The following is a 21,278-nucleotide window of genomic DNA, read 5'->3' on the forward strand; positions in this document are numbered from 1 at the left end:
TGCCCTTGTCGATCAAGGTGATCGACGGCGACCAGTGTCGACGGTGGGGCCGGTCAGGGGACGCGGGTCTCGAGCACGCCGTCGCGGATGCGGGTGGGCAGGATCTGCTGGTCGTTGCCGGAGGGCCCCTGCACGACCTCGCCGCCGTTGAGCCGGAACGCGCTGCCGTGCCACGGGCAGACCACGCAGGCGTGACCGTCGATCTCCTGGACCTCGCCCTCGCCGAGCGGCCCGCTCTGGTGGGGGCAGCGCTCCAGCATGACGGTGACCTCGTCACCGTGCCGGTAGAGGATCACCGAGACGTCGTCCACCTCGCGGGTCACCAGGGTGCGCTGCGGCAGGGCGGACATCTCGACGAGCGAGTGCCAGCCGTCACTCATCCGGCGCAGCTCGGAGATGCTCTGGTTGACCTGCGCGCCCTGCTTGTACGCCAGGTGCCCGCCGATGTACGCGCCGAGGCTCGCCGCGGACAGCCCGAGGAAGCCCAGGGCGCGGCCCATGTTGTGCCGGCCGGACAGCCGCGCGGCCAGCGAGCCCGCGTAGAAGGTCAGGCCGATGCTGTTGGCGGCGGCGTGCACCAGGCCGACCCGACGCTGGTCGGGGGCGAGGGCCGCCCAGTCGTTCAGGCCGACGATCGCCGCCGGCACGGCGCTGACGGTGCCCAGCCCGACCAGCGCGGTGGCCGCCCGGCACTGCCCGGGCATCAGGTCCAGCACCGCCGCGCTGATCCAGGAGCCCACCGGCACCTGCACCATCGCCGGGTGCAGGGGATGGCCCAGCGGCACCCCGTGCAGCAGGTCGCGTAGCTTCCGCGGACGCAGCGTCCCCAGCACCACCCGTTGCAGCCGGTCACCGACCCGGTCCAGCCGGGACGCCTGCTCGATCTTCGTCAGGATCTCTCGCACGAGTACCGACTTCCCGGCGAACGCCGTCGCAAACCGGTCGGCGGTGACGGACCTGTAGCAATACGTGCGGATGATCCGGTGGATGCGCTTCCGCTCTGCGGCGGGCACCATGGGCCGATGGGTGTACGGGTGGAGCACGCCGGACCGGTGACGACGGTGATCCTGGACCGCCCGGCGGCCCGCAACGCGGTCGACGGGCCCACCGCGCGGGCCCTCGCGGACGCGTTCCGCGCCTTCGACGCCGACCCGGATGCCTCGGTGGCCGTGCTGTGGGGAGCCGGCGGCACGTTCTGCGCTGGCGCCGACCTCAAGGCGATCGGCACGCCGAGCGGCAACCGCGTCGAGCCCGAGGGGGACGGCCCGATGGGTCCGACCCGGATGACGCTGGGCAAACCCGTGATCGCCGCCATCTCCGGGTACACGGTGGCCGGCGGGCTGGAGCTGGCGCTCTGGTGTGACCTGCGGGTCGCCGAGTCCGACGCCACGTTGGGGGTGTTCTGCCGACGCTGGGGGGTGCCGCTGATCGACGGCGGCACGGTCCGGTTGCCCCGGCTGATCGGCGAGAGCCGCGCCATGGACCTGATCCTCACCGGCCGTGCGGTGCCGGCGGACGAGGCGTATTCGATGGGGTTGGTCAACCGGTTGGTGCCGCCCGGCCAGGCGCGGGCCGCGGCCGAGGAGTTGGCGGCGGCGATCGCCAGGCATCCGCAGACCTGCCTGCGTAACGACCGGGCGGCTGTCCTGGCCGGCGCCGGCCGGCCAGAAGGCGAAGCCATGGCGGCCGAGTTGGCGTACGGGATGGAGTCGCTGGCCACCGACGCGGCGCCTGGCGCGGCCCGGTTCGTCGCGGGCGAGGGCCGGCACGGCACGACGCCGCCGGGAGGGTCGGGCCTCCCGACGGCGTCGGCTACCGGGTGAGTCAGTTGCGGTTGATGGTGAAGGTCGACGTGGTGTTCTGGATGTCCACGGCGTTGTTGCTCAGCCGGAGGCTGTTGAAGGTGACCGAGCCGACGGCCGGCCCCTGGCCGGTCTCCGGCATCGGGTTCGCCCAGATCGCGAAGCCGGACTTCGCGTCGTAGGCGTCACCGCTCTTGCGCGCCCCGCTGATGGAGATGTTCGTGAACACCGTGTCGGTGATCGGGAACTGCGGCTGCCCGTTGAGGTAGTTGGTCTGGAACATGATGCCGCTGTAGGTCGGGTCGACGATGTCGACGTCGCTGACCCGGATGCCCTGGAACACCTTCGAGGCGGAGAAGACCCAGATCGCAGGGAAGGTCTGCGCGCCCCAGAAATGCCCACCGGCACGCACGATCGAGATGTTCTCGAACCGGGTGGGCGGGCTCGCGCCGAAGCCGTTCATCGGGTAGCCGAAGTCGAGCGAGCTGATCGTGATGCCGGAGTAGACGAGCGTGTCCGCGATGTAGATGTTGCGGAACGTGTTGCCGTAGCCGCCGTACACGGCCACACCGGCGGCCCGCCAGGTGAGCGTCGACGTCAGGTTCTCGTAGACGTTGTCCCGCATGTCGGCGCCGCCCGCGTCGATCGCCGAGAACAGGGCGAAGCTGTCGTCGCCGGTGGCCCGGGCGTCGTTGTTGCTGACCAGGTTGTTGGTGCTCCCGTTTGTCATGTTGATGCCGTCGGCGAACATGTTGCGGATCCGGGAGTTCTTGATCGTCATGTAGTCGGTGTTCGCGCCCCAGTAGAGGCACACCATGTGCTCGTTCCAGATGTTGTCGATCACGATGTTCGACACGTTGGCGAAGTCGAACACCTTGCCCGGACCGTCGATCCGCGAGGTGTAGTTACCGAAGTAGGCGAAGTTCTTGAAGGAGGAGTTCGCCGCCGAGTTCTCGGCCCGGAAGCCGATGTCGGTGTTGTCCTGGCCCGCCGGGGCGTTGAACCGGGTGTACCAGGGGCCGGCGCCGGTCACCTGGACCGCCTTGCCGTACACCTGGAACTTGGACGAGGTGGAGTAGTTGCCGGCCGGCAGGTACACCCCGATGAGGTTGCCTGTGGTGTCCATCCGCACCCGGTCCAGGGCGTCCTGCACGTCCTGGTGGGTGAAGCCGCTCGGCGTGGTGTAGCGCGCCGGGTCCGGGTTGGCGATCGGCGCCACCTGCTCGGTGTTGATGAAGTCGATCGCGTACGTGGTGGTGTTGGCCGGGTCCTTCTGGAGGCGGATCTTGCTGCCGGCCGGGACTGTCGAGTTGAGCATGACGTTTGCTTCGTCGTAGATGTGCCGGGGCCCGCCCGCGCTCGGCGAGTTGCCCGGGCTGGTCTCGTTGCCGTACAGCCAGGCGTAGCGGGACGTCAGGTCGATGGCCTTGTGGAACGTGCCGTTGACGTAGACGTTGAGCGTCGAGTTGATCCCGCCGCCGCCCGGGGCGTCCGGGATGGAGAAGCGGGTGACAAGCGTGTTGGTGCTGGCCCGGGTGGTGAACTCGACGTAGCTCCCTGTCGAGTTGAGGGTCACCGCCCGTCGACCGGACGCCTCGCCGGCCAGGTCGCCGACCTCCCGGTTCGGCCCGACGACGCTGGCGCCGCCGCCGACGACGCCGTCCTCGGCCTCGTACATGTCGTACGGCATGTTGGCGCCGCGCCCGACGAAGAGCGGCCGGTCGCTCGTGTTGTTGGCCTGCTTGACCGGCAACTCGTTGGCGTCGGTGGCGAGCACCACCCGGACGGTGTACTTGCCGTTCGCGGCGGTCCAGGTGCCCAGGTTGACCGGGCCGACTGTCGCACCGGCGTTGATCACGCCGGAGTACGAGCCGGTCAGGGTACGGACCACGGTGCCGGACTCGTTGAGCACGGTGAGGGTGATGCCGTGCGCGCCGGACGCGGACGCCTGGTTGCCGGCGTTGCGGAGCGACACGGAGAACGTGACCGTGTTGCCGGCCGACGGGTTGCCAGGCGACCAGCCGACCGCCGAGGCGACCAGGTCGGAGCTGGCGACCGCGCTGACCACCAGCGGGCTCGGGTTCGTGTAGCTGTTGTTCGTGTCGTCCTGCTCGACGACCGTGTTCGACTCGTCGACCTTCGCGCTGAGCGGGTAGCTGCCCGCGTCCCGGGTGCCGATGCTGGCGTTGACGGTGGTCGAGGCGCCGGCCGCGAGGGCACCGACGGACGCGGTGCCGACCCGGGTGGAGCCCAGGTAGAAGTTGACGTTCGTCGCGCCGGAGGCGGCCGAGCCGGCGTTGCGGACGGTCGCGGAGAGGGTGATGCTGCTGGTCTCCACGGGCGCGGACGGGCTGAACGACATGCCGGTCACGGTCAGGTCCGGGTTCGGCGCGGGGGTGCCGAAGACCTGGAACTCGGCCACCTGCCCGGCCGGAGCGCCGGTGTTCGAGGCGATCGAGAGCCGTACGTCGGCCGCCGCGCCGGAGACCGGGATGGTCACCGTGTTGCCGCTGCCCGGGTTGAAGGTGTAGTTCGCCGCGCCGACCAGCGTGGTGAAGCTCGACGAACCCTGGTCCCGGCCCTGGACTGTGATGTTCTGGGTACGCGTGCCCCAGGCCGAGTCCGGGTTGAGCTTCAGCACGATCTGGCTGAGGCTGGCGTTCGCGCCGAGCTGCACGGTGAGCGTGCTCGGGTTGCCGTTGCCCTCCCAGTAGGTGGCCACGTTGTTGTCGTTGGCGTTGGTAGCCACGAACGTGTGCACGTACCCGGAGGCGGTGATCGGCTTGCCGACCGCCAGGTTGGTGCCGGTCGGCGGGGTGCCGGTGCCGGTCCGGGTCACCGTGTTGCTGTTCGCCGACTGGTTGCCGGCCGCGTCCTTGGCCCGGACGTAGTACGAGACAGTGGCGCTGTCGGGCTGACTGTCGGTGTACGTGAGCGTCGAGCCGCTGACGCTTCCGCGCAGTGCGCCGTTGGCGTACACGTCGTAGCCGGTCACCCCGACGTTGTCGGTGGACGCCGACCAGGTGAGCCGTAGCTGACCGCTGGCGGGCTGGGTGTAGGCCAGGTTGCCGGGGACGCTCGGCGCCTGGCTGTCCGTGCTGCCGCTGGCGCCGTACACCTCGACCTCGGAGAACTGCGCGGCCGGCCAGCCGGTGTTTCCCGTGACCTGCACCCGTACGTAGCGGGTGCTGGCGGCGGTGAAGCTGACGGTGGCGGTGTTGCCGCTGGCCGGGTTGAAGGTGTAGCCGGCGGACGCCTTCAGGGTGGTGAAGGTCGAGCCGTTCGTGGAGCCGAGCACCGACAGCGTCTGCGTACGGGTCTGCCAGTCCGACGCGGGCGGCAGCTTGAGCACCACCCGGTCGACGTTTACCGTGGCGCCCAGGTCGGCTTGGATCCATTGCGGGAAGGCGTTGTTGGCGCTCTCCCAGTAGGTCGACGCGTTGCCGTCGTTGGCGTTGCCCGCCACGTAGTTCTGGTTGTAGCTGCTGGCGGTCATGGTGGCGGACACCCCGGCGAGCAGCGCCATCCGGGTCGCGGACGCGTCGACCGCGGATGCGGCGCCGGCCGTGGGGGTGACGACAGGGGCTGCGGCGAGGAGCAGGCCGGCGAGCGTGCCGGCGAGCAATCTGCGGGTTCGTCTGGTGACAGTTGTTCTGGACATGGGGTCGCTACACCTCTTTCGGGGGTGGTGTGGGTGCGGTGCCCGGCGACGGGTGCGGGGGATGCCCGTCGTGGTGCGTGTCCCCTCGGTCCTCCTTCCGTGCGCGGCGCGCGGGTGGTGGGTGGTGCCGGCGGCCGGGACGGGACCGCCGGCACCACGGCGGTGGGTCAGGTCAGGGCCGCATCCACTGCGGGCGTGTCGGCGGTACGCAGCCAGACGGCCGTGTCCGACGGCAGCAGCCCGTCGTCGAGCGGCCCGCTGGCCAGCAGCAACCGCGCGTCGGCGGGTATCGCCACCGGCGCGTCGGAGAGGTTGACCAGGCAGCGGAAGCCCTCGCCCCTACTGAACGCGAGCACCCCGGCCGGGGCGGGCAGCCAGCTCAGCTCGCCGTCGCCGAGGACCGGTTCGGCCCGGCGGATCGCGATGGCCGCCCGGTACAGCTCCAGCATCGAGGCGGCGTCGCCGGTCTGCGCCCGAGCCGTGCGGTCCTTCCAGTCGGCGGGTTGGGGCAGCCACGGCGCGGGCGAACCCTCGGGGCTGAACCCGAACGGCGGCTCGTCGCCGGTCCACGGCAGCGGTACGCGGCAGCCGTCGCGGCCGGGGTCGACGCGGCCGGAGCGTTCCCACATCGGGTCCTGGCGCATCGCGTACGGGATGTCCTCGACCTCGTAGAGGCCCAACTCCTCGCCCTGGTAGACGTAGGCGGCGCCGGGCAGCGACAGCGACAGCAACGCGGCGGCGCGGGCCCGGCGAGTGCCCAGTTCCAGGTCGGTGGGGATCCCCTCGCGCTTCGCGGCGAAGCTGAACGTCGTGTCGGCCCGGCCGTAGCGGGTGACGTGCCGGGTGACGTCGTGGTTGGAGAGCACCCAGGTGGCCGGCGCGCCGACAGGCGCGTGGGCGCTCAGCGTCCCGTCGATGCTCTCGCGCAGCGCCGAGGCGTCCCAGGCGCAGCCGAGGAAGTCGAAGTTGAACGCCGCGTGCAGCTCGTCCGGGCGCAGGTAGTTGGCGAACCGCTGCCGGTCCGGGAGCCACACCTCACCGATCAGGGCCCGGTCCGCGTACTCGTCGGCCACCCGCCGCCAGCCCCGGTAGATGTCGTGCACCCCGTCGAGGTCGTGGAACGGGTGCGGCCGGTCCGGCAGGACCTCGGGCAGCGTCCCGTCCTTGACGAGCAGACCTGCCGAGTCGATCCGGATGCCGTCGACGCCCCTGTCGAACCAGAACCGCAGGATGTCCTCGAATTCGGCGCGTACCCGTGGGTGGTCCCAGTTGAAGTCCGGCTGCTGCGGCGCGAACAGGTGCAGGTACCAGTCACCGGGAGTGCCGTCCGGGTTGGTGGTCCGGGTCCAGGTCTCGCCACCGAACTCGCCGATCCAGTCGGTGGGCCGCTGGTCGCCGTTCGGGCCTCGGCCGGGCCGGAACCAGAACAGGTCCCGTTCGGGCGCACCCGGGCCGCCGGCGAGCGCCGCCTGGAACCACGGGTGCGCGTCGGAGCAGTGGTTGGGTACGACGTCGACGATGGTCCGGATGCCGAGCGCGTGGGCCTCCGCGATCAGTGCCTCCGCCTCGCCCAGCGTGCCGAAGACAGGGTCGATGTCGCGGTAGTCGGACACGTCGTAGCCGGCGTCGGCCATCGGCGACGGATACCAGGGACTGAACCAGATGGCGTCGACGCCAAGCGCGGCCAGGTGATCCAGCCGGGACCGGATCCCGGCTATGTCCCCGATTCCGTCGCCGTTTCCGTCGGCGAAGCTACGCGGATACACCTGGTAGATAACCGCTCCACGCCACCACGGACCACTGTCTGCTGTGGACACGAGCACCTGCTTTCTGGATCAGTACGTCGGCGGTTTCGCCGGACCTGGATATGTGTCGGGCGAACTGTCGTTGTTCACCGCGGGAGGCGCGCTGCTGGCTACCCCTTGATGCTGCCCGTGGTCAGGCCGGACATGATGTTCCGTTGGAAGATCAGGAAGATGATGACCGTCGGGATGGCGGCGATGACCGACGCGGCGATCACCACGTTCATCGGCGTGCCACCGGCGAAGGTGTAGATGCCCACGCTCACCGTCCGGGTCTCCGGCGAGGGCATGACCAGCTTCGGCCAGAGGAAGTCCTTCCAGACCGCCGTGACGGCGAAGATGGAGACCACGCCGAGGATGGGACGCGACAGCGGCAGGATGATCGACCACAGCGTGCGCAGTGACGACGCCCCGTCGATGAGGGCGGCCGCCATCAACTCCTCCGGAATCGAGTCGAAGAACCGCTTCAACAGGAAGATGTTGAACGCGTTGGCCACAAGCGGCAGCCAGATGGCGAACGGCGAGTCGAGCAGGTTGATGTGCAGGATCGGCAGGTCGAGCACTGTCACGTACTGCGGGACGATGAGCACCATCGCCGGGATCATCAGCGTGGCCAGCATGAGGCCGAGGATCACGTTGCCGAAGACCGGCCGAAGCTTGGACAGGGAGTAGGCCGCCGCGCTGTCGAGGACGAGTTGGAACAGCACCGCGCCCATCGCGTAGTAGAAGGTGTTGAACAGCAGCTTGGCGAGCGCCAGATTGTTCCAGGCGTCGATGTAGTTCTGCGGCTGCGGATCCTTGGGGAACAACGACGGTGGCGTCTGCGCGATCTCCTGGCCGGACTTGAGCGCGCCGGTGACCATCCAGTAGAGCGGCCCGAGGAAGACAAGCGTGAAGCCCACGACGACGACGGTGAGCAGCGTCCAGTAGATGACCTTGCCGCGCCCCCGGCTGATCTGCGTGTGCGAGATGAGGGTCCGGGTTCCGGAATCCTGTGCCATTGCCCGCCCCGTCCTAGTCCTGTTTCGCAGTGAGCCGCACGTAGACGGCGGAGAAGCCGGCCAGCACCAACAGCATGATCACACCGAGCGCCGCGGCGCCGTTGAGATCGTTCTGGAAGAAACCGTGCTGGTAGATGAGGTACGCCACGGACGTCGCGGAGTCCTCCGCGCCCGCGCCGTTGGCGAGGATCAGCGGCTCGATGAAGAGCTGCATCGTGGCGACGATCTGCAACATCGCCAGCAGCGCGAGGATCAGCCGGGTCTGCGGGATCGTCACGTGGCGGATGCGCCGCCAGATCCCGGCGCCGTCGAGTTCGGCCGCCTCGTACAACTCGCCCGGGATGTTCTGGAGGGACGCCAGGTAGATCAGCACGGCGCCACCCATGTTCATCCAGGTGGACGCGATCACCATGGCGGGCATCGTCATCTCGGGCGATTGCATCCACTGCGACGTGGGCAGGTGCAGCGCCTTGAGGATCGCGTTGAAGAGCCCCGCCTCACTGGGGTCGTACGCGTAGAACTTGAACAGGAACAGCGCCGAGGCGGGCGGCAGCATCACCGGCAGGTAGACCAGGATCCGCAGGTACCCCTTGGCGTGGCGGAACTCGTTGAGCAGGATCGCCACGAAGAACGGCACCGCGTACCCGAGCACGAGCGCCAGCACCGTGAAGTAGAAGGTGTTCTTCCAGGCGGGCCAGAAGCTGGGGTCGGCGATGATGCGGGTGTAGTTGTCCCAGCCCACCCAGGTGGTCTCGCCGCGCCGGGTGCGCTGGAAGCTCATCACGATGCCGCGCACCATCGGGTACCAGGAGAAGACGACGAAGCAGAGCACCGCGCCGATCAGGAACGCGTGACCCGTGAGGTTGTCCCTTACCTTGCGGCCGAGGCTCGTGCGCTGCGGCCCCGACGGGTACGGCGACGGCGGACGGCCCGCTTTCCGAGGGATCTGCGGGACGGTGGTGATCGCCAAGGCAACTCTCCTGGGTGAGTCGGTGCGGCGTGGACGGTGTGGGGGCCGGATCGGCGTGCCGGCCCCCACACGATCGGTCAGCTCTCCGCGGCGAGGAGCTGGTTGACCTTCTCCTCGGCGGTCTTGAGCAGCGCGTCGATGTTGGCGTTGGGGTTCGTCAGCACCCCGGACATCGCGGCGTCGAGCACCGCGTAGATCGCCTGCGCGTTGCGCGGCTCACCCTTGATCGGCACCGGGGTCGCCTCGAAGAGCGCGAAGTTGGCGGTGTCGACGTTCGCGTTCGCCTTACGCAGCTCCAGCTCCTGCTTCTGCGCCTCGCTGCCGTTGGCGAAGAGCAGCGGCTGGGGCAGACCCACCGGGTAGTTCTGCGGCTTGGCCCGGACGTAGTCGAACTGGCCCTTGCCCGGGGTCAGCTTCTGGTACGCGATCCACTTCATGCCGGCCTTGACCTGCTCCGGGGTGAGGTCCTTCTTGAAGAAGTAGCCCTCGCCGCCACCGAGCGTCCCCTTGGCCGGGCCGTCCTGGCCGGGCAGCGGGCTCATCGCCCAGTCCTGGAACTTGCCCTGGAACTGGCTGACGATCGCCTGGGTGGCGTCCGGCGCGCCGATGAACATGCCCACCTTGCCCGCGCCGGCGTTCGTCAGCAGGTCACCCCACTGGAGGAGCTGACGGGAACCCATGCTGTTGTCGCCGTACCGCATGTCCTTGAGGTTCTGCAGGACCTGCTTGCCCATGGCGTTGTTGAAGTCGGCCTTCTTGCCGTCCTCGGTCAGCACCCGCCCGCCCTGCGAGTAGAGCAGCGAGGTGAAGTGCCAGCCGCCGGTGTTGCCGGCGCTGTACTCCGAGTACCCGGCGATGCCGTTGCCCAGCGCGGAGATCTTCTTGGCGGCGGCCCGGACGTCCGCCCAGGTCTTCGGCGGGTTGTTCACGTCGAGCCCGGCCTGCTGGAACAGGACCTTGTTGTAGACCAGGCCCATCGAGTAGTTCTTCACCGGGACGGCGTAGAGCTTGCCGCCGTCGGTGAAGACCTCCTTGAGCGCCGGGTCGACGCTGTCCCAGGTGGGGATGTTGTCCTTGTTGGCGTACTGGGTGATGTCCATCGCCTGGCCGGAGTCGAGCACCTGCTGGACGTCGGTCATGTACCCGTAGAAGATGTCGGTCACGGTGCCACCGGCGAGGCGGGCGGTGAAGTCGGGCGGGTTGTTGCACTGTTCGCCGACGCTCACGCTCTTGACGACGATGTCCGGGTTCAGCCGCTGGAACTCGACGACGTCGTCGTTCCAGTTCTTCAACAGCTCTTTCTGGGCGCCGACCGGCTGGCAGTCGACAGTGATGGTGACCTTGCCGCCGGCGGTCGTGTCCTTGTCGCCGCTCTTCGTGGAGCACGCCGTGAGGCTGAACCCCAGGCCGGCCACGAGCGCCAGCGCCGCAGCCTTTCGGTATTGCGGTACGGACATCTGTCCATCCCTTCGGGAACGGGTGTCTCCAGGGTTTCGCTGATCTGCGGTGATGCGTCCTGACGCCCTGTAGCTGCGCCGGAGCCAGGTGTGAGTGGAGTCACTGTAACGAGGCCGACTCATTTCAGCAAGGTGTCGACCTAGTGTTGAAAAGACGCGACTTCATTACGACAGATATCGACAGGCTCTACGCTTGCATTGGGTTTGGTCCGTTTTGGACCACAAAAAGGCCGCCGACCGCGGGAAGCGGTCGACGGCCCGGAGCGCGTCGTGCGGGTGCGGCCTAGCGGCCGGGTGCGGGAGCGGTGGAGCCACGCACCACGAGCTCCGGCTCGAACAGCAGCTCGTCGTGCAGCACGCCGGCACCCTCGATCTGGGTGACGAGCAGATCCACAGCGGCCTGCCCCATCGTCTCGATCGGCTGCCGCACGGTGGTCAGCGGCGGGTCGGTGCAGGTCATGAACGCGGAGTCGTCGAAGCCCACCACCGACACGTCGGTGGGCACCGTACGACCCAGCCGGCGGGCCGCGCGGATCGTGCCCAACGCCAGGACGTCGCTGGCACAGATGATGCCGGTGACGCCCCGCTCGACAAGCTTCGTCGCGGCGACCCGCGCCCCCTCCATCGAGAAGCTGGAGCGCTCGACACACTCCGCGTCGGCCTCGTCCCAGCCGGCGGCCTGGACCATCGCGTCGAGTTTGCGCCGGGAAGGCACGTGGCCCTCAGGGCCGAGCACCATCCCGATCCGTTCGTGCCCGAGCGAGCGCAGGTGCCCGTACGCCTGCTCGACGGCCACCGCGTCGTCGGTGGAGACGCGGGGGAAACCCAGCTCGTCCACACCCGCGTTCACCAACACCACCGGAAGACCCCTGTCGGTCAGCCGCCGGTAGTGGTCGTGCCGCGCGTCGGCAAGCGCGTACGAACCGCCGGCGAAGATCACCCCGGAGACCTGGTGGTCGAGGAGCATCTCCACGTAGTCCATCTCGGAGACACCACCGATGGTCCGGGCGCACAGAGCAGGGGTGTAGCCGCGCTGCGCGAGGGTCCCGGTGACGACCTCGGCCAACGCCGGGAAGATCGGGTTCTGCAACTCGGGCAGCACCAGCCCGACCAGCCGGGCGCGTTCGCCGCGCAGCTTGGTCGGCCGCTCGTAGCCGAGCACGTCGAGCGCGGTCAGCACCGCAGTCCGGGTCGTCTCGGAGACTCCGTCGCGGCCGTTGAGGACCCGGCTGACGGTGGCCTCGCTGACGCCCGCCTTCTTGGCAACTTCAGTCAACCGCTTGGTCACGGGCGCAATGGTACGTCACCTGACTGAAAGAAATGAACAGCAATCCTGCCGGAATTTGCTGCCCATCTGCCGCGTCGAGCGCGGGTCACCGTCATCCCAGGTCGCGCAGAGCGTCCTCGATGGCCCTGTGGAACGTCGGATACGCGTAGATCATGTGCCGGAGCTGACTGATCGGTACCGCCGCGTGCACCGCCACCACAAGCGCGGAGAGCACTTCACCACCGGCCGGGCCGACAGAGGTCGCGCCGATCAGCACGCCCTGGTCGGCGTCCGCGATCACCTTGATGAAACCCTCGTCGCCGACCTGGTGGATCCAGCCGCGCGTCGAGCTGCCCAGCTTCGTGTAGCCGACCTGCACATTGATGCCACGGTCGCGGGCCTGCCGCTCGGTCAGCCCCACCGCGCCGACCTCGGGATCGGTGAACGTCACACGGGGCAGCGCACGGTAGTCGGCGCGCGGCACACTGCCCGCCGATCCGCTCGAACCGCTGGCGGCCAGTGAACTCGACGCGCCCATCGCGCCGCCGACCACACTGGCGGTCCCGCTGGCGTCCGGCCCGGCCGTCGCGAGCCGGGCATGCGCCAGGACATCGGCGATCACGATCGCCGCCTGGTACATGGCGATGTGGGTGAACGCGCCCTCACCTGTCACGTCGCCCACCGCCCAGATGCCGTCGGTGACGTGCAGCCGGTCGTCCACCGGCAGGAAGCGCTGGCCGGCGTCCACCCCGACCGTGTCCAACCCCAGCTCGTCCAGGTGCGCGCGGCGTCCGGTCACCACAAGCAGTTGATCGGCGGTGAACTCCGCCCCGCCGGCGCCCCGCAGGGTGAACCGGCTCCCGTCGTGCTCGACCCGCTCGGCCCGTACCCCGGCGTGGATCTCCACGCCGTCGGCGCGCAGCGCCGCGGCGGCGACCTCGGACGCCTCCGGCTCCTCCAGGGCCAGCACCCGCTCCAGCGCCTCCACCACCGTGACCCGCACGCCGAAGCGGGCGAAGACCTGGGCCAGCTCCAGCCCGATGGCGCCGCCGCCCAGCACCAGCAGCGACGCCGGCAGCTGCTCGACCTCGATCGCCTGGTGGTTGGTCCAGTACGGGGTGTCGGCCAACCCGTCGATCGGCGGCACCGAGGGACGGGTCCCGGTGCCCAGCACGATGCCGTGGCGGGCCTGGAACACCTGGTCACCGACGCGGACCCGGCCCGGGCCGTCGATCCGGCCACTGCCCCTGACGAACCGGCCGCCCCGGTCGGTGAACCGACGCACCGCCACCGTGTCGTCCCAGGTGTCGGTGGCCTCCTCACGGATGCGCTTGGCCACCGGCGCCCAGTCCGGGCGGACCTGCGCCGTCCCGGCCAGCCCGTCGACCCGGCGTGCCTCGGCGAGTGCGTTGGCCGCCCTGATCATCATCTTGCTCGGGATGCAGCCCCAGTACGGGCACTCCCCGCCGACCAGGTCCCGTTCGACACCGACGACGCTCAGGCCCGCCTCGGCGAGACGCCCGGCAACCTCCTCGCCGCCGACACCGAGCCCCACCACGACCACATCCACCAGCTCCGGTTCCGCCACCCTGACAGCATCCCCCAGCGGCATCACCCCAACCACCAGGGCGGAACGAAAAGTCGACTCCGCAACAGACGCGACGGCCTACGGTTACCGCATGCACGCACGCTTCACCCCGGTCCGGGACTACTTCCACGACCTGCTCGCCACCGGGCGTGAGAGCGGCGCGAGCCTCGCCGTCTGGTACGACGGGCAGCAGGTGATCGACCTCGTCGGTGGCTACCGCGACGTGCCGGGCGGTGCGCCGTGGCGACCGGACACGCTTGTCAACGTCTACTCGGTAGGCAAGCCGGTGGCCGCGCTCTGCCTGCTGCTGCTCGTCGACCGGGGACAGGTCGACCTCGACGCGCCCGTCGCGCAGTACTGGTCGGAGTTCCGCACCCCGGCCACCGTCCGGCAGGTGCTGTCGCATACCGCCGGGCTACCGGCCTTCCCGGTGCCCCGGCCGGCCGCCGCGATCGCCGACTGGGCGCTGCTCGCCGGGGACCTGGCCGCAGCCGACCCCGAGTGGACGCCGGGCTCGACGGCAGGCGAGCACGCGTGGACGTACGGACATCTGGTGGGCGAGCTGGTCCGGCGGGTCGACGGGCGGCCGCTGAGCCGGTTCCTGGCCGACGAGATCGCCGACCGGTGGCGGCTCGATCTCGGTCTCGGACTGGGCGAGGCGGACCAGCGGCGCTGCGCTGACCTGCGCTACGGCGACCCGCGGTGGCCGGTCCGCAAGCTCGGCGAGCCGGGTTCCCTGCGGGCGCGGGCGCTTGGCAATCCGGCCGGCGGGCTGGACCTGGCGGTGCTGAACAGCGCGCTCTGGCGGGGGGCCGAGATGCCCGCCGTCAACCTGCACGCCACCGCGTCCGGCCTGGCCCGGCTCTACGCGGGTCTGCTCGCCGGCGGTGTCCTGGACGGCGTCCGGCTGATCGGTGCCGAACTCGTCGCCGAGGCGACCCGGGTCCAGTACGACGGACCGGACCTGGTGCTGGACCGGCAGGTCCGCTGGACCCTCGGCATGCAGTGGGAACCGGACGGCAGCTGGGGCATGGGCGGCATCGGCGGCAGCAGCGCGTGGGCCGACCCGGAGCGGGGGTACGCCTTCGCGTACACCACTGCCGTGCTCGCCGAACACGACCGCGTGGACGAACTGGTCGAGGTGCTGCACTCCTGCCTCTGATCAGCGCAGCCACACCGGGTCGGTGCCGGGCACGGCGAGCGGTGGCGGGTAGTCAAGGGTGCGACGCAGCTCGTCGGGCAGCCGCCACGGCTGGTGCGCCGCCTTGCCCGGCACCCCGGCCAGCTCCGGCACCCAGCGGCGTACGTAGTCGCCGGCCGGGTCGTACCGCTCGGCCTGCCGGACCGGGTTGAACCCCCGGTACGGCTTGGTGTCGTTGCCGGTGCCGGCGACCCACTGCCAGTTGCCCGAGTTGTTCGCCACGTCGCCGTCCAGCAACCACCTGAAGAAGACCGCCACCCCGGCCCGCCAGTCCTGCCCGAGGTGCTTGGTCAGGTAGCCGGCCGTGATCAGCCGGGCCCGGTTGTGCATCCAGCCCTGGGCCCGCATCTGCCGCATCCCGGCGTCCACGATCGGCATGCCGGTGCGTCCTTCGGTCCACGCCGACAACGCGTCGTCGTCGTAGCGCCACCGCTCGGTGGCGCCCGAGCGGTACGCCCTGGTCGAGATCTCCGGGAAGGAGGCGGTGACCTGGTAGTAGAAGTCCCGCCAGCAGATCTGCCTGACGAACGGGCCGGCCCGGTCACCGGCACGGTTCGCCACCGCCAGCGGCGACACGCAGCCGAACCGCAGGTACGGGCTAAGCCGGGAGGTGTCGTCACCTGCCATGTCGTCGTGCTGGTCGCCGTACCGGTCGAGGTCGGGAAGCCAGTCGGTGAGCCGCTTACGGGCGACCCGCTCGCCACCGACGGCCGCCTCGGGTGACAGGCCGGGCGGCAGCGCCGGCAGGCGTCCCACGCGTACCCCGTCGGGAATCGTGATCCGGCCCGGCGCGGCCAACTCCTCGCGCCATCGCGACGCCGCCCAGGCCCGGTGGTACGGACTGAACACCCGGTAGTGGTCCCCGCCGCCCGGTCGCAGGGCGCCCGGCTCGACCACGGTCAGGCCGGGAAACAGCCGCAGGTGCAGGCGGTGCCGCTCGCACTCGGCGCGCAGCAGCCGCTCTCGCCGCCGGGCGTGGTGGCTCACGTCGGCGGAGAGCGCGACTGCTGTGGCGCCGACCTCGCCGGCCAGCCGGACCGTCTCGGCCACCGGGTCGCCGTGCCGTACCACCAGATCCCCGCCACGCTCGCGCAGCTCGGTACGCAGCTCGGCGAGCGCCTGATGCAGGAACCGCGTGCGGTTGGCCGACAGGCCGGCCAGCGCCGGGTCGAGCGCGTACAGCGGGACCACCCGCTCGAAGGCCGCACAGGTGGTCGCCAGCGCCGGGTGGTCGTGCACCCGCAGGTCGCGGGTGAAGAGCACGACCGCGGCGCCTGCGGTCACCGGGCCGCCGGTTGGATCGTCGGCCCGGGGATGGAGACAGGCGTACCTGTCGACGTGAGCAGGGCGCGCGCGGCCACCGCCATCCGACGCCGCTGAGGCACCAGGGCCCGCCGGGTGAAGACGTCGTAGTCCTGCGCCGCCACCTCGTCGAGGATGCCGCCGTACAGCGCGTACGCGGTGCGCATGCAGGCCTGCGAGGCGGGCGCGAGCATGGTGATGCCGGGTGCGGCGGCGGCGTAGTGCGCCTGCGCGCGGGTCACCTCGTACTCGATCAGCTCGCGGATGCGCGGCGTGCCCCGTCCCTGGTCGCGGGCCTCGAGCAGGTCGTCCCGGGTGACACCGAACTTCGCCATGTCCTCGTCGGGAAGGTAGGTGCGGCCCCGGTCGAGATCCTCGGCGACGTCCCGGATGAAGTTGGTGAGCTGGAAGGCGAAGCCGAGCTGGCGGGCCGGCTCGCGGGCCGCCGCCGGGTCGGAACTGCCCAGGATGGGCAGCATCATGGTGCCGATGACCGCCGCCGAGCCCTCCATGTAGTCGAGCAGGTGGTCGTAGGTCGGGTACGCGGTCACGGTCAGGTCCATCGCCATGCTCTTCAGAAACGACGCAAAGTCGTCCCGGTCGAGGTCGAAGATGGCGATCGTGTGCAGCACCGCCGGCAGCAGCGGGTCGTCGACCGGCGCACCGTGCAGGCCGGCCACGAAACGGCTGGCCCAGTCGTCGAGCAGGGCGGCCCGCTCGGCCGGCGGCAGGTCCTCGGTCTGGTCGACGATCTCGTCCGCGTAGCGCGTGAAGCCGTAGAGCGAGTGCACATGTCGTCGTTTCCAAGCGGGAAGCAGCCGGGTGGCGAGATAGTAGGTGCGGCCGTGGCGTTTGTGCAGCTCACGGCACCGGTCATAGGCAGCGGTGAGATCTGTGTCCACCGGCCCTCCTCTAATATCGACGCACCAATCGACGCAACTCATCACCCTAGGGTACGCTCGCCCACATGGCCAACGACGCAGTTGCGGACAACGCGCTCCGCCTGGCGCCAACACGGCCGGGCGACGGGGACGATCCGGTCCGTGCCGTACTGGCCGCGTACACCAATGACCTGATCACCGCGGTGGACGACACACTCGCGACCTTCCTCACCACCGAGATCGACACCCTCGACGAGATCGACGCAGGGATGGGCGGTTTCGCGGCCGCCGCCCGCGACGCCGTCCTGTCCGGAGGCAAGCGGATCCGGCCCACCTTCGCCTACTGGGGCTGGCGCGGCGCGGTAGGCGGCGGCGAGCCGCTGGCGCCGGTGCTGCCCGCGCTCGCCGCTCTCGAACTGCTGCACACCTTCGCGCTGGTCCACGACGACGTGATGGACGCCTCCACCACCCGGCGCGGCCGGCCCACCGCACACGTGGCGCTCGCCGAGCAACACATCGCCGCCGGCCACCGGGGAGATCCCGGCCGGTTCGGCGAGGCGGTCGCCGTGCTCATCGGCGACCTCTGCATGGTCTGGGCCGACCGGCTCCTGGCGCAGGCCACTGTCGCGCCGGGCAGGCTGTTCGAGGTCCGCCGCTGCTACGACCAGATGCGCGTCGACACCGTCGCCGGGCAGTATCTCGACGTGCTCGGTGAGAACGACCCGACCAACTGGTCGGTCGAGCGGGCCCTGCGGGTGGCGCGCTACAAGACCGCCAGCTACACCGTGCAACGACCGCTGCTCTTCGGCGCCTGCCTGGCCGGGGTGCCCGCCGACGCGGCGCTCGCCGACGCCTACACCCGCTACGGCCTGGCCGTCGGCGAGGCGTTCCAGCTCCGCGACGACCTGCTCGGTGTCTACGGCGACCCGGCCGCCACCGGCAAGCCGGCCGGTGACGACCTGCGCACCGGCAAGCCGACCGCACTGCTCATGCTGGCCCGCCAGCTGGCCACGCCGGCGCAGCTCACGGCCCTGGAGCAGGCCCAGGCGGGGCCTGTCGAGCGGCTCGCCGAGCTGGTCGCCGAGACCGGCGCCGCGGCGCGGGTCGAGCGGATGATCGCCGAGCGGGTCGGGGACGCGCTCGCCGCGCTCGACGCCGCTCCGGTGGACCGGACGGCGCGGACCGCGCTTACCGGCCTGGCCACCGCCGCCACCAATCGGAGGGCCTGATGAGCGATTTTCCCAAGGAGGGGGTCACGTGCGGACGGTGACAGGACGGACGGACCGCGTGGTGGTCGTCGGCGCAGGACTGGGCGGGCTCGCCTGCGCGCTGCACCTGGCCGGCAGCGGACGACAGGTGACTGTGCTGGAACGTGAGCCGGTGCCCGGCGGGCGGGCCGGACGGCTCGCGGTGGACGGCTACGAGTTCGACACCGGCCCCACCGTGCTCACCATGCCCGACCTCATCGCCGAGGCGCTCGGCGCGGTCGGCGAGGAGCTGCGGGACTGGCTCGACCTGACCCCCCTCGATCCGGCCTACCGGGCGTACTACCCCGACGGGTCGACCCTCGACGTGCTCACCGACACCACCCGGATGGCGGCCGAGATCTCCCGGGTCTGCGGCCCGCGCGAGGCCGACGGCTACCTGCGCTTCGTCGACTACGCCAGGGAGCTGTGGCGCCTGGAGCGGACCGACTTCATCGAGCGCAACCTGGACGCGCCGACCGACCTGATCACCGGCAACCTCCTCAAGCTGCTCACCGGCGGCGCGTTCCGCCGTCTCCAAACAAAGATCAACCAGTTCTTCCGGGACCCGCGTACCCAGCGGATCTTCTCCTTCCAGGCCATGTACGCAGGTCTGGCCCCGCACGACGCGCTCGCCATCTACGCAGTCATCGCGTACCTCGACTCGGTCGCCGGCGTCTACTTTCCGCGCGGCGGCATCCACGCCGTCTCCCGGGCGATGGCCGGCGCCGCCGAGAAGCACGGCGTGCAGATCAGGTACGACACCACGGTGACCCGGGTGGAGACCGCCAACGGTCGCGCCACGGGCGTCCTCACCGCCGACGGCGAACTGGTGCCGGCGGACGTGGTGGTGCTCAACCCCGACCTGCCTGTCGCCTACCGGGACCTGCTCCCCGCCGCACCGGCACGTCGCCTCACCTACTCGCCGTCCTGCGTCGTCCTGCACGTCGGTTCCCGGCAGGGATATGCGAAGATCGCCCACCACAACATCCATTTCGGACGCGCGTGGAAGGGCACCTTCGATGAGGTCATCCGTCGGGGCGAGCTGATGACCGACCCGTCGCTGCTGGTCACCAACCCCAGCCGCACCGACCCGTCGGTGGCGCCACCGGACCGGCACACCTACTACGTGCTCGCCCCGGTGCCCAACCTCGACCGGGCGCCCTTCGAGTGGCGCGGCGACCTGACCCAGCGCTACGGCGACCAGCTGATCGGCACCCTGGAGGAGCGCGGCTACGTCGGCTTCGGCGACGGCGTCGAGGTGTTGCGGGCGATCACCCCCGCCGAGTGGGCGGAGCAGGGAATGGCCGCGGGCACCCCGTTCGCCGCCGCGCACACCCTCTTCCAGACCGGCCCGTTCCGCCCGTCGAACCTGCACCGCGACCTGTCGAACGTGGTGTTCGTCGGCTCCGGCACCCAGCCCGGAGTCGGTGTGCCGATGGTGTTGATCTCCGGCAAGCTGGCGGCCGGCCGAATCACCGGGGAGGGCAGATGAGCCGCGAGGAGCACCTCGTCGAGTTGGTCGACGACGTCGGCACGGCCCACGGCGAGACGAGCGTCGCGAACGCCCACCAACCACCAGGTCAACTGCACCGCGCGTTCTCCGTGATGCTCGTCGACCCGGACGGCCAGGTGCTGCTCCAGCGCCGGGCCGCCGTCAAGACGCGCTTTCCGCTGCGCTGGGCGAACTCCTGCTGCGGCCATCCCCGCCCAGGCGAATCCCTCGCCGAGGCGGCCAACCGGCGGCTGAGCGAGGAACTGGGCGCGGGCCCGGTCGAGCTGACCGAGGTCGGCGTCTACGTCTACTACGCCGAGGACCCGGCCACCGGTCGGGTCGAATTCGAGTACGACCACGTACTGCGCGGCGAGTTCCGGCCGGCGGCACCGCTGCGACCCGACCCGGAAGAGGTGGCCGAGCTGCGCTGGGCCGATCCCGTCGCCCTGGAGGCAGAACTCGACAGGGACCCCCGGTCGTACGCGCCCTGGCTGGGCGGGGTGGTGAGCCGCCTGTTACGCCCCTCGGGGCCGACGTCCGGCGCGTCCGGCCCGGCCGTGACCCCGGCCGGATCGTCGGCGGATGACGCGGCGGAGCGGTCGGGTGGCCGATGAGGCGCTGAGCGCGGGCGCCGTCGCACGCCGGTTGGGGGTCGCGGTCACCACGCTGCGCACCTGGCATCAGCGCTACGGGCTCGGGCCGAGCGAACACATCCCGGGCCACCACCGCCGGTACACACCGGCCGACCTGGCCCGCCTGGAGATCATGCGTCGGCTCACCGCCGAGGGGGTCAGCCCCGCCGAGGCCGCCCGCTGGGCCCGGCAGGCACCCGACCCGGTGACCCCCGACGTGATCGTGCACACCCGCATCCGCCCGCACACGCGGGACGGCGGCGGAAGCATCCCGGTGGGTCGCGCGGGACCGGCCGCCCGCGGGCTGGCCCGCGCCGCCATGCGGCTGGACGCGGCGGCGATAAGTGAAACGATCGCGCACACCGTGGCCGCCAGCGGCGTCGTCGCCACCTGGGAGGGCCTGCTGCGTCCCGTACTCGCCGGCATCGGCGAACGGCACGCCGCCACAGGGGCGCTGATCGAGGTGGAACACCTGGTCTCCCGCTGCGTGTCGGAGGCGCTCTCGGCGGCCAGCCGGGCCAAGGTGCCCACCGGGCCGGCCCGCATCCTGCTCTCCTGCGCGGACGAGGAGCAGCACACACTTCCCCTCGAGGCGCTGGCCGCCGCCCTGGCCGAGGCCGGGGTGAGCTACCGCATGCTCGGCGCCCGGGTGCCGGTCGCCGCCCTCGTCGAGGCGGTCACCCGGACCGGCCCCGCCGCCGTCGTGCTCTGGTCGCACATCCGGGCCACCGCCGACCCGGCCCAGCTCAGCGCGGTGCTCGCCGCACCCCGCCGGCCACTGCTCGTACTCGCCGCCGGCCCCGGCTGGAGGGCCGACACCCTGCCCGCCGGGGTGGTCCGGCCCGTCGACCTCGCCGAGGCGGTATCACTCTCCGTGGCCGTCCGAGACTCGCTGGACCAGTCCACCGAGGGATGACCGCCCTGTCCCACTCGCGGAGCGTCCACTAGCGTCGGGGAATCCGCCTACCCCGAACC

At 70.6% G+C, this 21,278-nt stretch carries 16 protein-coding genes; 6 read left to right on the forward strand and 10 right to left on the reverse strand.

Features of this window, described 5'->3' with window-relative positions; all coding sequences use genetic code 11:
• Nucleotides 1-53: 53 nt before the first annotated feature.
• Nucleotides 54-905, reverse strand: coding sequence for a Rieske 2Fe-2S domain-containing protein (locus ACFY1S_RS13535; RefSeq protein WP_387116710.1), 852 nt, complete (start codon nt 903-905; stop codon nt 54-56).
• 117 nt (nt 906-1,022) lie between these two features.
• Between ACFY1S_RS13535 and ACFY1S_RS13540 the strand changes: the two genes are divergently transcribed.
• A complete protein-coding gene (locus tag ACFY1S_RS13540) occupies nt 1,023-1,823 on the forward strand; it encodes a crotonase/enoyl-CoA hydratase family protein (RefSeq protein ID WP_387116713.1) in 801 nt (266 codons plus the stop codon).
• Between the two features lies 1 nt (nt 1,824).
• Here the strand turns inward: ACFY1S_RS13540 and ACFY1S_RS13545 are convergent, their stop codons facing one another.
• The 7 genes from ACFY1S_RS13545 to ACFY1S_RS13575 form a co-directional block, all read right to left on the reverse strand.
• Nucleotides 1,825-5,463 (reverse strand): discoidin domain-containing protein, encoded by a 3,639-nt coding sequence (locus ACFY1S_RS13545; RefSeq protein ID WP_387116716.1) that lies wholly within the window; start codon nt 5,461-5,463, stop codon nt 1,825-1,827.
• A gap of 167 nt (nt 5,464-5,630) precedes the next feature.
• Nucleotides 5,631-7,280, reverse strand: coding sequence for a glycoside hydrolase family 13 protein (locus tag ACFY1S_RS13550; RefSeq protein ID WP_387116719.1), 1,650 nt, complete (start codon nt 7,278-7,280; stop codon nt 5,631-5,633).
• A 98-nt stretch (nt 7,281-7,378) separates the two neighbouring features.
• Complete coding sequence (locus ACFY1S_RS13555; protein WP_387116722.1) at nt 7,379-8,266, reverse strand: carbohydrate ABC transporter permease; 888 nt, start codon at nt 8,264-8,266, stop codon at nt 7,379-7,381.
• A 13-nt stretch (nt 8,267-8,279) separates the two neighbouring features.
• Complete coding sequence (locus tag ACFY1S_RS13560; protein ID WP_387116725.1) at nt 8,280-9,236, reverse strand: carbohydrate ABC transporter permease; 957 nt, start codon at nt 9,234-9,236, stop codon at nt 8,280-8,282.
• Nucleotides 9,237-9,313: 77 nt separating this feature from the next.
• Nucleotides 9,314-10,693, reverse strand: a complete 1,380-nt coding sequence (locus ACFY1S_RS13565) for an ABC transporter substrate-binding protein (protein WP_387116728.1) — start codon at nt 10,691-10,693, stop codon at nt 9,314-9,316.
• A 283-nt stretch (nt 10,694-10,976) separates the two neighbouring features.
• A complete protein-coding gene (locus tag ACFY1S_RS13570) occupies nt 10,977-11,981 on the reverse strand; it encodes a LacI family DNA-binding transcriptional regulator (RefSeq protein WP_387116731.1) in 1,005 nt (334 codons plus the stop codon).
• 91 nt (nt 11,982-12,072) lie between these two features.
• A complete protein-coding gene (locus tag ACFY1S_RS13575) occupies nt 12,073-13,548 on the reverse strand; it encodes a dihydrolipoyl dehydrogenase family protein (protein WP_387116734.1) in 1,476 nt (491 codons plus the stop codon).
• 91 nt (nt 13,549-13,639) lie between these two features.
• Here ACFY1S_RS13575 and ACFY1S_RS13580 point away from each other — a divergent pair, with 91 nt between their 5' ends.
• Nucleotides 13,640-14,710: a serine hydrolase domain-containing protein gene (locus ACFY1S_RS13580; protein WP_387116737.1), complete on the forward strand. Its 1,071-nt coding sequence runs from the start codon at nt 13,640-13,642 to the stop codon at nt 14,708-14,710.
• On the opposite strand, the gene ACFY1S_RS13585 is transcribed toward ACFY1S_RS13580, so the two are convergent.
• On the reverse strand, nt 14,711-16,033 hold the full coding sequence (locus ACFY1S_RS13585; RefSeq protein WP_387116741.1) for a cryptochrome/photolyase family protein: 1,323 nt from the start codon (nt 16,031-16,033) through the stop codon (nt 14,711-14,713). It lies immediately after the preceding gene.
• The gene (locus tag ACFY1S_RS13590) at nt 16,030-16,953 is read right to left on the reverse strand and encodes a phytoene/squalene synthase family protein (RefSeq protein WP_387116744.1); all 924 of its coding nucleotides are present in this window, start codon (nt 16,951-16,953) and stop codon (nt 16,030-16,032) included. Before ACFY1S_RS13590 ends, ACFY1S_RS13585 begins: the two co-directional genes overlap by 4 nt.
• A 65-nt stretch (nt 16,954-17,018) precedes the next feature.
• Between ACFY1S_RS13590 and ACFY1S_RS13595 the strand changes: the two genes are divergently transcribed.
• From ACFY1S_RS13595 to ACFY1S_RS13610, 4 genes are read left to right on the forward strand one after another with little or no spacing between them, the layout of a single operon-like run.
• Nucleotides 17,019-18,161, forward strand: coding sequence for a polyprenyl synthetase family protein (locus ACFY1S_RS13595; RefSeq protein WP_387116746.1), 1,143 nt, complete (start codon nt 17,019-17,021; stop codon nt 18,159-18,161).
• A 28-nt stretch (nt 18,162-18,189) separates the two neighbouring features.
• Entirely contained in the window at nt 18,190-19,671 is a 1,482-nt protein-coding gene (gene crtI, locus ACFY1S_RS13600; protein ID WP_387116749.1) for a phytoene desaturase family protein, read from the forward strand.
• Complete coding sequence (idi, locus tag ACFY1S_RS13605) at nt 19,668-20,285, forward strand: isopentenyl-diphosphate Delta-isomerase (protein ID WP_364369624.1); 618 nt, start codon at nt 19,668-19,670, stop codon at nt 20,283-20,285. The genes crtI and idi overlap by 4 nt, the downstream gene beginning before the upstream one ends.
• Nucleotides 20,275-21,219 (forward strand): MerR family transcriptional regulator, encoded by a 945-nt coding sequence (locus ACFY1S_RS13610; RefSeq protein ID WP_364370793.1) that lies wholly within the window; start codon nt 20,275-20,277, stop codon nt 21,217-21,219. The genes idi and ACFY1S_RS13610 overlap by 11 nt, the downstream gene beginning before the upstream one ends.
• The last annotated feature ends 59 nt before the right edge of the window (nt 21,220-21,278 follow it).

The organism is Micromonospora sp. NPDC000663 (assembly GCF_042898105.1).
GTDB lineage: Bacteria > Actinomycetota > Actinomycetes > Mycobacteriales > Micromonosporaceae > Micromonospora.